General features: G+C 70.4%; 11 protein-coding genes, 1 tRNA gene and 2 pseudogenes. 8 read left to right on the top strand and 6 right to left on the bottom strand.

Translation table 11 applies throughout. The features are described from left to right. Nucleotides 1-1,241, top strand: a 1,241-nt coding sequence (locus NBX02_RS10150; RefSeq protein ID WP_250291099.1) for an MMPL family transporter, incomplete at its 5' end; no start/stop codon positions are given. A 16-nt stretch (nt 1,242-1,257) separates the two neighbouring features. On the opposite strand, the gene NBX02_RS10145 is transcribed toward NBX02_RS10150, so the two are convergent. Beyond that, entirely contained in the window at nt 1,258-2,811 is a 1,554-nt protein-coding gene (locus NBX02_RS10145; RefSeq protein ID WP_250291098.1) for an ABC transporter substrate-binding protein, read from the bottom strand. 59 nt (nt 2,812-2,870) lie between these two features. After that, the gene (locus NBX02_RS10140) at nt 2,871-3,485 is read right to left on the bottom strand and encodes an ANTAR domain-containing response regulator (RefSeq protein ID WP_013873459.1); all 615 of its coding nucleotides are present in this window, start codon (nt 3,483-3,485) and stop codon (nt 2,871-2,873) included. Between the two features lie 173 nt (nt 3,486-3,658). Between NBX02_RS10140 and NBX02_RS10135 the strand changes: the two genes are divergently transcribed. The 4 genes from NBX02_RS10135 (at nt 3,659) to NBX02_RS10120 (ending at nt 8,046) form a co-directional block, all read left to right on the top strand. Next, nucleotides 3,659-3,731, top strand: a tRNA-Leu gene (locus NBX02_RS10135). A 623-nt stretch (nt 3,732-4,354) separates the two neighbouring features. After that, nucleotides 4,355-5,590 carry an epoxide hydrolase gene (locus NBX02_RS10130; protein ID WP_250291096.1) on the top strand — a complete coding sequence of 412 codons (1,236 nt, stop codon included), beginning with the start codon at nt 4,355-4,357 and terminating at the stop codon, nt 5,588-5,590. 140 nt (nt 5,591-5,730) lie between these two features. After that, nucleotides 5,731-6,861 (top strand): GNAT family N-acetyltransferase, encoded by a 1,131-nt coding sequence (locus NBX02_RS10125; protein WP_250291093.1) that lies wholly within the window; start codon nt 5,731-5,733, stop codon nt 6,859-6,861. Nucleotides 6,862-6,933: 72 nt separating this feature from the next. Continuing rightward, a complete protein-coding gene (locus tag NBX02_RS10120; protein ID WP_250291091.1) occupies nt 6,934-8,046 on the top strand; it encodes a phosphotransferase in 1,113 nt (370 codons plus the stop codon). Between the two features lie 192 nt (nt 8,047-8,238). Here the strand turns inward: NBX02_RS10120 and NBX02_RS23050 are convergent. After that, nucleotides 8,239-8,394, bottom strand: a pseudogene (locus tag NBX02_RS23050) (IS256 family transposase); the annotation flags it as partial. A gap of 525 nt (nt 8,395-8,919) precedes the next feature. Between NBX02_RS23050 and NBX02_RS10115 the strand changes: the two are divergent. The 3 genes from NBX02_RS10115 to NBX02_RS10105 all read left to right on the top strand — a co-directional run bounded on the left by NBX02_RS10115 (nt 8,920) and on the right by NBX02_RS10105 (nt 11,480). Beyond that, a complete protein-coding gene (locus NBX02_RS10115; RefSeq protein ID WP_250291089.1) occupies nt 8,920-9,735 on the top strand; it encodes a dienelactone hydrolase family protein in 816 nt (271 codons plus the stop codon). A gap of 496 nt (nt 9,736-10,231) precedes the next feature. Beyond that, nucleotides 10,232-10,828 (top strand): hypothetical protein, encoded by a 597-nt coding sequence (locus tag NBX02_RS10110; protein ID WP_250291087.1) that lies wholly within the window; start codon nt 10,232-10,234, stop codon nt 10,826-10,828. 100 nt (nt 10,829-10,928) lie between these two features. Next, nucleotides 10,929-11,480: a GNAT family N-acetyltransferase gene (locus tag NBX02_RS10105; protein ID WP_250291084.1), complete on the top strand. Its 552-nt coding sequence runs from the start codon at nt 10,929-10,931 to the stop codon at nt 11,478-11,480. A 484-nt stretch (nt 11,481-11,964) separates the two neighbouring features. On the opposite strand, the gene NBX02_RS10100 is transcribed toward NBX02_RS10105, so the two are convergent. The 3 genes and pseudogenes from NBX02_RS10100 to NBX02_RS10090 form a co-directional block, all read right to left on the bottom strand. Next, a complete protein-coding gene (locus tag NBX02_RS10100; protein WP_250287387.1) occupies nt 11,965-12,117 on the bottom strand; it encodes a hypothetical protein in 153 nt (50 codons plus the stop codon). 101 nt (nt 12,118-12,218) lie between these two features. Next, nucleotides 12,219-12,440, bottom strand: a pseudogene (locus NBX02_RS10095) (carboxymuconolactone decarboxylase family protein); the annotation flags it as partial. Between the two features lie 244 nt (nt 12,441-12,684). Beyond that, the gene (locus NBX02_RS10090) at nt 12,685-13,959 is read right to left on the bottom strand and encodes a PP2C family protein-serine/threonine phosphatase (RefSeq protein WP_250287388.1); all 1,275 of its coding nucleotides are present in this window, start codon (nt 13,957-13,959) and stop codon (nt 12,685-12,687) included. Nucleotides 13,960-14,337 lie beyond the last annotated feature (378 nt).

Below are 14,337 nucleotides of genomic sequence, written 5' to 3'. Positions count from 1 at the left end.
TCCCCGGGCTGCGCGCCCGCGACCCCGAAGGCGACGGCGGCGGCCCCACGGCGGGCCAGCGGTGGGCACGCCTGATCGTGCGGCGTCGCGGCATCGCCGTCGCCGTGTCCGTGCTGGCCCTGGGCCTGCTCGCCGTGCCCGCGGCCGATCTGCGCCTCGGCCTGCCCACCGACGCCACGGCCGCGCCGGACAGCACCCAGCGCCGGGCCTACGACCAGCTCACCGCCGGGTTCGGGGCGGGTTTCAACGGCCCGCTGCTGCTCGTGGTGGACGGCACGGCCAGCGCCGACCCGCACACGGCCGTCGACGAGGTCTCCCGGACCATCGCCGGGCTGCCGGGCGTGGCCGCGGTGACCGCGCCGACGTTCAGCCCCGCGGGTGACACCGCGACGCTGTCGGTGACCCCCGCCTCCGGGCCGAGCGAGGCCGCCACCGAGGACCTGGTGCACACCATCCGCGGCCAGGCGGCGGCGATCAGGGCCGCCACCGGCGCCAGCACCGCGATCACCGGTGAGACCGCGATCAACATCGACGTGTCCGAGAAGCTCTCCGACGCGCTGCTGCCCTACCTCGCGGTCGTCGTCGGGCTGGCGTTCGTGCTGCTCGTCCTGGTCTTCCGCAGCGTCCTCGTGCCGCTGAAGGCGACCGCGGGCTTCCTGCTCAGTGTCGTCGCCACGTTCGGCGCGGTGGTGGCCGTGTTCCAGTGGGGCTGGCTGATGGACGTCCTCGGCGTCGCGACGACCGGCCCCATCGTCAGCATCCTGCCGATCTTCCTCATCGGTGTCCTGTTCGGCCTGGCCATGGACTACGAGGTCTTCCTGGTCACCCGGATGCGCGAGGAGTTCGTCCACGGCCTCGGGCCGGACGACGCGGTGGTCACCGGCTTCCGGCACGGCGCCCGGGTCGTCACCGCGGCCGCGATCATCATGATCAGCGTGTTCGCCGGGTTCATCCTGTCCGATCAGGCGATCATCCAGTCGATCGGCTTCGCGCTCGCCTTCGGCGTGCTCGTGGACGCGTTCGTGGTGCGGATGACCCTGGTGCCGGCGGTGATGTCCCTGGCCGGGCGGCACGCCTGGTGGCTGCCGGCATGGCTGGACCGGCTCCTGCCCGACATCGACGTCGAGGGCAAGAAGCTCCTCGGCCCGCCGGCCCTGCCCGAGCAGCGGGCCCACGCCACCACGTCCGCCGGGGGCCCCACCGCACCCCACGACCTGCCCGCGACCGTCCGCCATCCCTGACCGCGGCGGCCCGCGGCTACCCGGAGCGGCGGCTCCACACGGGGACGAAGCGCTGGCCGCGGACCTCGTAGACGGTCACCACCGACGTCAGCGGGTCGCCCCAGGCGTCGAAGCCGACCTCACCGGTGACACCGGGGAAGCGGCCCTGCCCGACAGCGGTGACGATCGCCGCCCTGGCGGCCTCGTCCACCATGTCGCGGCCGGGCAGGACGCCGGCCGCGGCCCGCAGCAGCGCCTGCGCCGCGTCGTAGGCGTAGGCGGCGACCGAGGGGATCCCGTCGACGCCCGGCGCCGGGGAGGCGGCCGGTGAGGCCGGCGCGACGGCGTGGCCGCCGTCGCGGGCCTCACCGTCACCAGCCGGTCCGGCCGCCGCCGGGCTACCGCCGGCCGGACCACCAACAGACGGACCGGCAGCAGACGGACCGGCGACAGACAGGCCACCAGCGGGCGGGGCGCCAGCAGACGGAGCGCCAGCGGGCGAGACACCGCCAGCCGGAGCGCCGGTAGCCGGGCTGCCGCCGTCCTTCTCCGCCGGCCAGCGGCCCAGGTAGGCGGCCGCGAACCGCCCGGCCGCCGGCAGCGCGGACAGGGGCGCACCAAGATCGGCGATCAGGTCTCCTTCGGCGGTGTCCCGCGTCCGCTCGAGGTAGTGGGAGTCGAACAGCCCGTCGGAGCCCAGGATGGACACGGCCGGGCCGTGCTCGGCCAGTTCCTCGCGCAGCTTCCCGGCAAAGGCGGGGCCGGTCGCCACGTACACCAGGTCCGGTGCCTCGGCGCGCAGGGAGCGGGCCACCTGTTCGACCTCGGCCGTGTCGTCGGTGCTGCCGTCGACCCGGTGCGTCCCGGTGACGGCCGCGCCGAGCCGGGCAGCCTCGGCGGCGAACCGCCGCGCGAGCGAGATACCGAAGTCCGGGCCGCCGTCGACCACCGCGATCCGCTGGCGGCCACTGGCCCGCACCGCGAACTCGGCGGCGTCACGGGCCGCGAGCACATCCGTCCCGCTCAGCCGGAAGTAGGTCCGGTACGGCCTGCTCCGGGCCGTCGACGGGGCCGGCGCGGCCGACGAGGGGGCGCCGGTCAGCTCGGGCTGGCTGTTGGACGGCGAGATCACCGCGATCCCGGCGGCGTCCAGGGTGGGCAGGGCGACCATCGCGACCGTGGAGCTCAGCGGCCCGACCACGCCGATCAGGGTCTGGTCGGCGGCGAGCGTCCCCGCGGCGCGGGCGCCGCCGTCCGGCCTGGACAGGTCGTCCTGGACGCTCAGCCGGACCTTCCAGCCCGGGATCGTGCCCTGGGCGTTCGCCTCGTCGACCGCGAGGCGAACGGCGTTGCGCACTGCCGTACCCACGGATGCGCGGTCCGCGGACAGCGGTGCGATCAGCCCGAGCGTGGCCGTCCTGGTCCGCGTGGCGGACGGCCCGTGAGCCGGCGAACCGCCCGTGAGCGCCACCGCGAGAACGGCCACGAGGACCACGATCACAGCGACCACAACGGCGAACACCCGGTGTAGCCGCCGCCGCGGCCCAGTGACGAACAGCCGTCCGAGCATGGCTGTCAGCCGTCCGACCATGTTCTTCGTTCTTCGTTCTTCGTTCCTCCGGTTCCGCCCGAGCAGGTTGCGGGCGGTGGTCACGCTCCGGGCAGGGCCTCGCCGGGCAGCAGGTCACCGGCCAGCACGGCCTCGGCCACCGCCCGCATCGTGCGCCGCTGGTTCATCGACGTGCGCTGGATCCAGCGGAAGGCGTCCGGCTCGGTCATGGCGTGCTCGGTCTGCAGGACCCCCTTCGCCCGTTCGATGATCTTGCGGGCTTCCAGGCGGCCCTGCAGGTCCTCGACCTCGGCCTCCAGGCTGACGATCTCGGTGAACCGGCTCATCGCCATCTCGATCGTCGGCAGCAGGTCCTTCTTCTGGAACGGCTTGACGACGTAGGCCATCGCCCCGGCGTCCCGGGCCCGCTCCACGAGATCCCGCTGGCTGAACGCGGTCAGGATCACCACCGGCGCGATCCGCTCCTTGGCGATGTGCGCGCCGGCGTCGATCCCGTCCATCCGGGGCATCTTGACGTCGAGGATGACCAGGTCGGGACGCAGCTTGGTGGCGAGACTGACCGCCACCTCACCGTCGCCGGCCTCACCGACCACCTCGTAGCCCTCCTCCTGGAGCATCTCCCGCAGATCGAGGCGGATCAGCGCCTCGTCCTCGGCGATCAGCACCCGGCGGGGGGTCGAGGATGGCTGGCTCATCGAGTCGGACTCCTGGGCTCGCAGGGCTAGGATCACACTGTTGACTCGCCGCGGCGTGGGGCGGCCGGTCGATCCGCACCTTACCCGGCTACAGTCATGGAGGAAGCTCTACCTGCATATTGACCGGTTCGCCAGCAACTTCAAGACCCAGCGTCCGCGGACCGTGACTGCCGGCCCCTGTACTCCAACGGCAGAGAGACGGTGCTCAAACCACCGACAGTGTGGGTTCGAATCCCACCGGGGGCACGCGCTGGCTTGTCGTGCTCGCCGATCTCTGATCGGCTTTGCCGGGGCCGCGATATCTGCCCGGGGGGCGGCCCCCGGACCCCTGAGGTCGTGCTTCGCACGACCGTCTTCCCTGCGGAGCCCAGGGCATCCGCGATCCGCTGCTGCACGCGGGAGAACACCGCCCCGGTAGGACCATCCCGCGTTTCCAACGTGGTCAGCAGCCGCCGCTGCCTCCTGCTCTCGGTCTCGGTGAGAGCCGTGCGCAGGGCGACCAACCGCCGGTCACGTTCCTCCTGCCGGGCGGCGGCGACGCCGTCCAGATGGGCACCAAGGAGATCATGCCGGTAGCGGCCGAAGACCCGCTCGGCGCGGAAACCACCCAGGCCGGCCAGCAGCGCCTCCTCCCGGATCCAGAAGCTGGAGATGGCAGGATGACCCGGCGGGTTGTAGCCCTTCTTCGGTGAACACACGTAGTAGGGGGTGTTCCGGACGGACTTCCCGAGCATCCGCCCCCCACACAGCGCGCAGAACAGGTAGCTGCGCAGCCGGTACACCCGCTGGCTCTGCGGATGCCGGTTCGCCGCCCAACCACCCACCAGCCCGACGGGGCCGCTTCCCCCTGTCCAGTAAGGAACCACGCGATGACCACCCCGCACGCCTTCCCCCTGGAGCCCGCCCCGATCCATGTGCCCGACAAGGTCCTCGATGACCTGCACGCCCGTCTCACACGGACCCGTCCGCCGCTGGACGAGGGGAACGGGGACTGGTCCTACGGCGTCCCGGACAGCTATCTGCGTGAGCTGGTCGCCTACTGGCGGGACGGCTATGACTGGCGCCAGGCCGAGGCCGCCATCAACGCCTACGAGCACTACCAGGCGAGCGTCGCCGGTGTCCCGGTGCACTTCCTGCGCAGGCCCGGCCGCGGCCCCCGCCCGATCCCGTTGATCCTCACCCACGGCTGGCCGTGGACGTTCTGGCACTGGTCGAAGGTGATCGACCCGCTCGCCGACCCGGCCGCGTTCGGCGGTGACCCCACCGACGCGTTCGACGTCCTCGTACCGTCCCTGCCCGGCTTCGGTTTCCCCGGCCCGCTCACCGGCTTCCCGGACGTCAACTTCTGGAAGGTCGCCGACCTCTGGCACACCCTGATGACCGAGACCCTGGGCTACGACAGGTACGCCGCCGCCGGCTGCGACATCGGCGGGATCGTCTCCAGCCAGCTCGGCCACAAGTACCCCGACGAGCTGTACGGCATCCACATCGGCTCCGGGCTGCCGCTGGACTTCTTCACCGGCCCCCGCGCCTGGGACTTCGCCCGCAACCGGCCCCTCACCGACGACCAGCCCGCCGACGTCCGCGCCCGCATCATCGAACTCGACCGTCGCTCGGCGTCCCACCTCGCCGTGCACATGCTCGACGGCGCCACCCTGGCCCACGCCCTGAGCGACTCACCCGCCGGACTGCTCGCCTGGCTCCTGGAGCGCTGGAACGCCTGGAGCGACAACGACGGCGACCTCGAGTCCGTCTTCACCACGGACGACCTGCTCACCCACGCCACGATCTACTGGGTGAACAACTCCATCGCCACCTCGATGCGTTACTACGCCAACGCCAACCGCTACCCCTGGACCCCCGCCCACGACCGCACCCCGGCCGTGCAGGCCCCGGTCGGCCTCACCCTCGTCACCTACGAGAACCCGCCCGGCATCCACACCGCCGCCGAGCGGGTCCAGGCGTTCACGACCGGCCCGCAGGCCGGCTGGTTCAACCACGTCAACGTCAACGCCCACGACCACGGCGGCCACTTCATCCCCTGGGAGAACCCCGACGCCTGGGTGAACGACCTGCGCCACACCTTCCACGGCCGCAGACCCTGAACGACACCAGCCACATCTCAGCCACATCCGGCGTCCTGACGCTGACCAACAACCACGATCCACCGCTCGGAGCGGCCAAGTGGCGGGATGGTTGGCCAACCCGCCTTGTGTGATCTAGCCGGGGGGAAGACATTCGGGACATGCACCCGGTGGTCGACGTCGTGCTGGAACCCGGTCTGCGCTACACGGAGACGATCGAGTCGGGTGCGGGTAACCGGTCCGTGCGCTACTGCCGGCTGGTGGCAAACCAGGACACGCCCGTCGGCGAGTTGGAGGTGCATTCCTTCCGGTGGCGGTTCGGCGCCGTGGCCGTCGACGCCGAGGGTATCGGCGGGGTGGAGATCCAACCCTCCTTCCGCCGGCGTGGCCACATGGGCCGGCTTCTCCGCCAGGCGCTGGACGGCATGTCACGGCGGGTGAACGTCGCCACGGTTTCCAGCGGCATCCAGGGCGTGTACGAGAAGTTCGGCTTCGTCACGTCCGTTGCCGAGGGCCACCTGGACATGCGCGTTCGCGACCTCGAACGCGCCGCTGCCGCCGCTGCGCCGGCTGCTGCACGCGTCCGGCCCGGCTCGACCGGGGATCTACCGGCCATGGTGAACCTCTACAACGCGACGCACGCCCAGCGGCCGTGGACGCACGAACGCCCCGCGTACTGGAACCGTCTGGTACCCCAGACGACATGGCGACCGGGCTCGGAGATCCTCGTCGTGGAAGCCGAGGGGACGCTCGCGGGATACGCGATCGTGGCGGGCCGGTCGTTCGGCGATAGCTACTTCGGGCTGACTGTCCAGGAGATGGCGGCCCGCGACACGAGTATCGCCCTGTGCCTGCTCGCCGACATCGCCAGGTCCGCCTGGGAGCTGCGGGTCAGCGAGTTTCGGGTGCGGGAGCCGTTGGACGGCGTCGTCGGGCGGCTCGCGCGGCGCCTGGGCTGCGCCTACCAGCAGGAGTTCCCGCCGACCGGCGGGATGATGGCCGCGATCCTGAACCGATCCGAGCTGCTGGCCACGCTCGAACCGGAACTCCGGCGCCGGGACCGCGGTACCGCCGCCGTCGACGCCGCGATGGACGAACTGGCAGGCGGCGAGCTCATCCCCGACAGCGGGCTTCTGGTCCGCCTGCTCCTCGGATACTCCTCGGCCGCTGACGTGTCGGCATTCACGGCGAGCATCCCCGAACGTCACCGGCGAACATGCTCGGCGTGGTTTCCGGGTGGCGGCACCGCGAAGCTGCCGGTGCCCTACGCGCACACGCTGGACCGGTACTGAATCGCCTCGGTATCGCACGCGTCCGGCCAGCTACGACGACGGTCGACGCGCCGCCGGTGGCCAACAAGATCGTTGCCAGGCGCGGCGACCGGTCATGATCCGGCGGTCCCTGCAAGTGCGCTGACGATCGACGGCTACAGCCAGGAAGAAATCGTCGAACTACTCGGTGAGACGACCATCCGTGCGGTCGAGGGAGTGCTCTACCGGTGGAGGACCAAGGAGCAGAAGCGCCTGCGCAACGGAGGTGACAGCGGTGGACAACATCGGGTGATCTGCTGTCCGGTCTGGCCGGGCAGAATCAGGGCCGTGACGTCGCCCGCGCCGGACTGGCCGCGTGCCGAACGGCTCGACGCCGAACGCGTCGTCGAGGCGGTCGCCGCCAGCACCGGCATTCGTCTCCTCGTGGAGGGTCCGTGTCCGGGAGGCCAGGTCGGTGCCGCGTACGTGCGTGGGCCCGGCGGCCACCGGTCGGTGCTCACCTGGCGGCCGAACACCACCCTGGCGGACCTGCGTGCCGGTCCCCTCGCCGTCGTGGAGACGCTGCGAACCGCCGGATACCCGGCTCCCGCCGTCGAGCTGGCGGTCCAGGTCGGTCCGGCCGTCGCGCTCGTCCAGGAACGCCTACCCGGCCAGAAGATCGACTATCTGACGCATCGGCTTCTGGACCGGCTGCTGGACCTCAACGGCCTGCAGGCGGGCGCCCTGTCGGGGCGGGCGGACGTGCCGCCGGTCCGGCTTCACCTGCGCCACGACGGTCCGGGCTACTGCCTGCACGAGCCGCTGCGGCGCCATAGTCGGCGGGCCGCCGCCCTGGAGCGGTGGGTGCTCGCCGTGGCGGATGCCTATCCCGACGCTCTGCCGGGTGAGGATGCCGTGCACGTCGACTTCCATCCCGGCAACGTCCTCGCGGTCGCCGGCCGGGTGACCGGAGTGGTTGACTGGGACGGCGCCGGGCGGGGCGATCGTCGCCTGGACCTGGTGACGCTGCGCTTCGGCGTCCACCCACAATTCGCCGAGCCTGGCGTCCTCGAGCGCATCGATGAGATCGTCGATGCGCTGCCCGACGGGGTCGTCCGTCCGGCGTGGGCGCATCTGAGCCTGCGCATGGTGGACTGGGCCGTCCGGCACTTCGCGGCCGACGAGGTCGACCGCTGGCTCGACCTGGCCGACAGCCGCCTGGACTGAACGCGGCGCCTGGGCCGAACGCCAAGGACATCCACTTCCACCGGGCCGGATTCGATGACGCCGGGCCGGCTGGAACAGCAAAGGGCAGGCGGTCGCGACTGGCCGTTGATCTGACATCGGGATCGAGTGCCGGCGGGCGGACCAGCCACCGTCGGGTCTGCCGACTTAACGGTGTATGTGATCTTGTTGGGGTTACTTCCTACCGGCGGTCAGGCGTCCGTCGAAAGTCACGTCGAATGCATTCAATGCGCTTTTCCACTTGTTCGACCAGCGGGTGCGGGCGGTGCCGGTGGGATCCAGAGCCATGGTGGCCGGGTAGAGACACTTCAAGGCGGCCCGCTCGGCAGGCGGTATCCGCGCCGTCAGGACGCGTTGCCGGCGCCCGAGTGGGCCCTCGTCCTCGTTCAGAAGTGAACTGCCCCGGGTTCCCTGAGCATGCTGAGGACGGGCGCCGAGAGCGTCCCCGGCTCGTCTGAGCGACGGCCGCCATCCTCGGCGTCGGCGATCCAGCCGCGGCACGCGTAGCCCGGCAAACCGCCAAGATTGCCCACACGGCAGCGCAAGCGGGACAGCAGGCGCCCTGTTCCCGCAGGAGTTCGTTGGCGTCCCAGTACGACAGGTTGTAGCGGAGGTATCAGGGGCCGCCAGCACGGTCACTTCCGGTGGGAACTGGAAGCCGGTGAACTCCGAGGCGGGGATCAGTGAACGGGCAGGGTGTCGGCGCATCCGCCCGCCTTTTCTGATCAAGAAACCGGTGAACGCACCAGGCCCACCAGGCGTCTCACGTCACCCACATGACGGTCACTCCAAGTCGCGAACTGCGAGGGCGCGCCGGTCTCACGGGAGCATGAACGTTCTGCTTGACTGTCCGCCATGGCCGACGACAGTCTCGCCGATTTCGAGATGAAGGACTTCACCCACGACGGCAGGACCCGGACGGTGTACCGAGCCGGCACGGGCCCGGCCGTGATCGTGATCGCGGAGCTGCCGGGTATCACGCCGAAGGTGGCCACGTTCGCCCGCCGGGTCATCGACATCGGCTGCACCGCGGTGATGCCGCACCTGTTCGGCGTCCCCGGCAAGGACCCGCTCGCCGCCGGCAGGCTGGGCACGTTGCGGTACGGGCTGTCGTCGGCTGTTCCAGCCTGCGTCAGCCGGGAGTTCACCGTCTGGGCGACGAGCCGCACGTCACCTGTGGTCTCGTGGCTGCGTGCCCTCGCCGCGGACGAGCACGCGCGCTGCGGCGGGCCCGGTGTCGGCGTCATTGGCATGTGCTTCACCGGCGGGTTCGCGCTGGCGATGGCGACGCACCCCAGCCTGATCGCTCCAGTGCTGGCGGAGCCGTCCCTGCCGTTTCCCTTCACCAAGGCCAGAAAGAGGGCCATCGACTGTTCCGCCGCCGACCTCGACGTGGTCAGGGGACGGTGCGCGGCGGAGGGCCTGCAGGTGCTCGGCCTGCGCTTCCGGGGCGACAGCCTCTCACCGGCTGAGCGCTTCCAGTTCCTGCGGGAGCAGCTGGGCGACGCCTTCGTCGCCATCGAGCTCGACGACAGCAGCGCCAACCCCGAGGCCAGGATGAAGCCACACTCCGTCGTCACCGAGCACCTCATCGACGAGCCGGGCCAGCCGACACGGGCGGCACTCGACCGGGTCCTCGAGCTGTTCCGAACACGCCTTCTACCGGCGTAGCGAACTCGCCCGGCGAAGTCCGGAGCCATCCGCACTCGACACGCTCGAACGCGCGCTGGTCGCGGCGTTCGCGGACCACGGCCCGGCTTGCCGAGCGGTTCGGCCCCCCGAGCCGCTCGGCAAGGGTCGTACCCAGGTCTGCCCCTGCGCCACGACCCGGCGCTGGCCCGCAACCACAACACCCACGCCGGCCGGATCACCTGCCCCGGTCGGTGCCGCCCACGACCTTCCCTCCATCACCCCCGCCGAGGTCCTCGCCACCGGCCCCGACCCATCCTGACCCTCGCACCAACGCGCCCGGATCCCGCCCGCCCGCGGGGCGCGGCTGCCGGCCGCGGGCCGGGTGGGACCGAGAAGCGCGCTGTGCTGTCGCCATCCTGACCGGGCGGGCGGCCCAGGTTCAGTACCAGCACGGATACGCGGCGGCAACCGCGCCGCGCACGATGCGGTCACCACAGGCACGCCTGAGCGTGCACGAACTCGAAGGTGACGCACGATGACCATGAACGAACCGTCGGCCGCCGTCTCACGGCGGGGCATCCTGGCAGCCGGGCTGGGCCTGGCGACTGCCACCGCCACCGCCGCCACCACCGCCATGCTCGCCACACCCGCCGCGGCGTCGGGGACGTGGCAGACTGACTGGCGTTTCTGCAACAGGTGCCACGGCCTGGTCCGGTACCCTTCGCCGGTCCAGAACCGATGCCCCGCGGGCTTCTCGCACAGGGTTCAGGGCTGGACCTTCGGAGTGCCCTTCACCAACAGCACTGACCACCATGCTGGCGAGACGGAGTACCAGCAGAGCGACTGGCAGATGTGCCAGTACTGCAGCGTCCTCTACTACCACGACTTCCCCGGCGTATGCGCCGGCCGCGGCGGCTCCACCCACCTGGCGACCGGGCCCCAGTACCTTCTCCTCCACGACCGCAACCCGGTTCCGAGCGGCTTCCAGACCGACTGGCGGTTCTGCTACAGGTGCAGCTCGCTCTACTTCGACGGCTATGACCCGAACGGCGTCTGCCCCGGAAACCCAGGCTGGGGCCATGCCGCCGCCGGCTACATGTTCCACCTGCAGGTGTACGCCTACACCCTCTGACCTAGTAGTGCTTTGTTAGGTTGAGTCGATCAGCGGTGACAACACGGCCGTATATGTCGCGCTCGCCGGGACGCGGGACCTTTCGAAGGCTGATCTTTGATTGGAGACCAGCGATATAATGAAAAATATGATCACTTCTTTGGATGATCCGGTGAACCCGCCCTGGCAGCTGTTGGAGGCTGAGGAGTGGAGGCTGTCGGACGATCCCGGCCTCCTGGACCGTCATCAGGTGTGGAAGTGGTTGTCGCTGGAGACCGCCTGGTCGCGCGGCCGTAGCCAGGAGGCTGTGAACACCTCGCTTGACCATTCCCTCACCGTGGGCGTCTACGATCCGGCTGGTCGGCAGCGGGGAGTCGCCCGTTGCGTGACCGACCGGGTGGCTGTCGGATTTATCGACGACGTCTACGTCGATGCGGACCATCGCGGTAAAGGAATTGGGCGCTGGCTGGTCTGCGGGCTGCTCCACCATCGGCTGTTGCGCGGCATTTCGCAGTTCACGTTGGTGACGGACGATGCGCACGCCCACTACGCCGCAAGCGGCTTCACGTCGCTGGCCGAACTCCAGCGGTGGATGCAGTGGCGACGCGACACCGGCTCCGCGTACACGCCCGATCCCTGGACGCCAGGTTCCCCGTCCAGGTCCGTTAGCTGAGCAGTCAGCTTCCACTGGCCACCCTCGCCGCCGAGCGCCAGAGCCGTTCTTTTTACGCTCCCGGCGGGGCCCTTGCCTGATTACAGTTGTAGCTTCGGCTACTGTTGTCGCCGCGACAGGATCGGCCTGGGCGCATCGAGGACTGATAAGTCCTCGATTGTCGCCGGTACAGGCTCGTCCTTGCCAAGCGCAATCCCACGCATTGTCCCGCGGAGGATCTTTCCGGATCGGGTCTTGGGTCAACGCCGTTCAGCTTGCGTCGATCTTGATGCTTGTCGATCGCGCGGCGCGCGGGGCGAGTGGGTGGAGCCGGATCGTGGCGGGACCGTCATGACGGGTCGAGGCGGGCTCGTCGGGTTTCTTGACGCGGTAGCTGTTGTGTCGGGCGCGTTCGACGACGCGGGGGCAGGTGCGGTGGCGCCGGGGTGGGTTGAGCCGGCGGGTGATCTCGGCGTGGAACCGAGGTAGCTGGGCTTTCCAGTCCTCAGGGGGGAATGTCCGCCGTCCCGGTGGCGGAACGGCGGACCAGGCGCAGGGTCCGGGCGAAGCCGACCCGGTCGGGGTCGACGTCGGCGGCCTCGGCTGCCTGGGCGATCAGGGCGGTGAGCGCGTACTGCACGGTCAGCCAGGCCCACATCTCCTGGACGGCCAGGTCGGGCAGCCGGGAGCGCAGGATCCTGCCGGGGCCGCGTAGGTGGGTCTTGAGCTGGTCGTTGGAGGTCTCCTCCTCCCAGCGTTAAGGCGCTGGGTGGTTTCCCCGGCCCGCAACGCCAGGTGGGTGTGCAGGTCCAGGCAGTAGGCGCACCCGTTGATCTGCGAGACCCGCAGGCTGACCAGCTCCAGCGTGATGCGGGACAGCCCTGCCTCGGCGGCGCGCGCTCGCACCTCGGCGGCCGTGGCCCGCAGGGCCTTGAATACCGACGGTGTCTGCTTGTCGAGGTAGATCCGCGACGTCGTCACGGGTTGCCCGTCCGCACAGCGGCCAGCGCGTCCGGCGTGACCGGGTCGATGATGTCGTCGAACGACCACACGTGGCGGCAGCAGTTCCGTGTAGACCTCGCCCTCTCGTTCGGGTCGGGTGGCCCGTTACGGCAGGCGGGTGTGTCCGGCTCGGCTGGCGACGATGCGCGCGGCCGCCAGCGCGCGGGCCCACCCGGCATCGCCGGTGAGCCGGGCGAGGATCGCCGCGGGCGGGACGACGCTGTCACTTTTCGGGGGCGGAGGCGTGGCCGATGTCCGCTCCGCTGTCGGCCTGGCGCTGTGGTCCACTGCGCTGGTGCCAGTCCAGGCACATCACCGTCGCGTCGTCCTGCAAGTCGCCGCCGCAGGCGTCGAGGACGCGTCCGGTCAGCTGCTGGACGAGTTCCCGGGGATGCAGCTGCCTGTTTGTCGCCAGCTGCGTGGGCAGGTCGATCCGTGCCGCGTTGCGGTCGACCATGCCGTCGGTGACGAACAGCAGACGGTCCCCTGAGCGCAGCTGAAGGTGACGGACAGTGTAGGCGTGCTCCGGGAACATGCCGAACGCGAGGTCCGGCGGCCAGCTGACCTGCTCCACCATGTCATCCCGCAGCAGGTAGAAGGGGATGTGGCCGGCGTTGACGGCGCGCAGTGCGCCGGTCGGCAGGTCGATGTGGAACAGCAGGCCGGTGACGAACTGCTCCAGGTTGGAGTGCTCGACCATCATGGTGTTCACACGGTCGGCCATCGCCGCCAGACCACGCGGGCCTGGTTCCCGGCGGACGTTACGCAGACCGTTGACCGTCAGGGTGGCCAGGATGGCGGCGGCCAGTCCGTGGCCCATCGCGTCGGTGAGCGACAGGTACAGGTCGGCCCGTCCGAAGGAGTAGTCGAAGGTGTCTCCCGCGACGGCGGCCGACGGCTCCATCCAGCCGGCGATCGTCGCCTGCGCGCTTTCGCAGGTGAACGAGTCCGGCAGGAGCCGGCGTTGGATCTCGGCCGCGAGTTCGAGGGGTACCGTACGCTGTCCCCGCTCGAACAGGTCGGTGTAGCGCCGGTTCAGCACGACCGTGTACGCGAACAGGTGCGCGGCCTGCGAGATCTCGGCCGTCAGATGGCCGAGGTGATCCGCGGCGGAGGTTCCAGCAGGTGGCGCATCAACGCCCCCGTCGGTCGTGGCGAAGACGACCTCGATGACGCCGATCGCCTCACCGCGAGCGGTGACCGGCGCGATGATGATCATCTGCCCGTCGCCGCGGTTCAGCATCGGGCGCTGGGAGCGCAGCACCTGGCCCTGGGGCGTGCCGTGCACCGGCACCCGCTCCATGGCCGTCTCCCCGCCGCGCGCCGTGGAGAACCGGGCGAGGACATCGCTGGAATAGTCGGCGATCAGGAACGATGCTCCGAGCGCTCCCAGATCGCCCTGGAGGCGTGTCACGAGCGCGTCCACGGCGTCGGCGGGTGCCGCCTGCTCGACCGCTGTCAGCAGCGCTGCCGCGTCGAAGACCCCTCGCTCACTCACCGCTCCACCATAGGCACGCCCCGGACAGGGCCCGGACGACGGCGGCCACCCGCACCGAAGGAGAGGATCATCAGCCCGTGACCGGCGCGGGATCACGCCAGACGGGCCGGAGTGAGCTGGAGGCCGATGGCGTTCACGATGCGGGAGCGGCCAGACAGGCAGCAGGAAGATCCACTGAGGATGCCCGTCGCCCCGTGGAGCAGCCGTCGTCCACGGCTGAAGCCTCACATCCCTACTACCGCGATCAAGAATGGTCCGAGAGAAGCGGCAGATCGGTGAGATGCGCCGCCAGGACAGATCCATGAGAAAGCGGGCCCGGGTCGGGCCGGGGGGTGAGCTGGTTCGACCGCTGGAGCTCGCCGAGAGTAGCAAACCCGC

This window comes from Protofrankia sp. CiP1_Cm_nod1 (assembly GCF_920888515.1).
Classification (GTDB): Bacteria; Actinomycetota; Actinomycetes; order Frankiales; family Frankiaceae; genus Protofrankia.
This window is presented reverse-complemented; position numbering and strand designations above follow the sequence as displayed.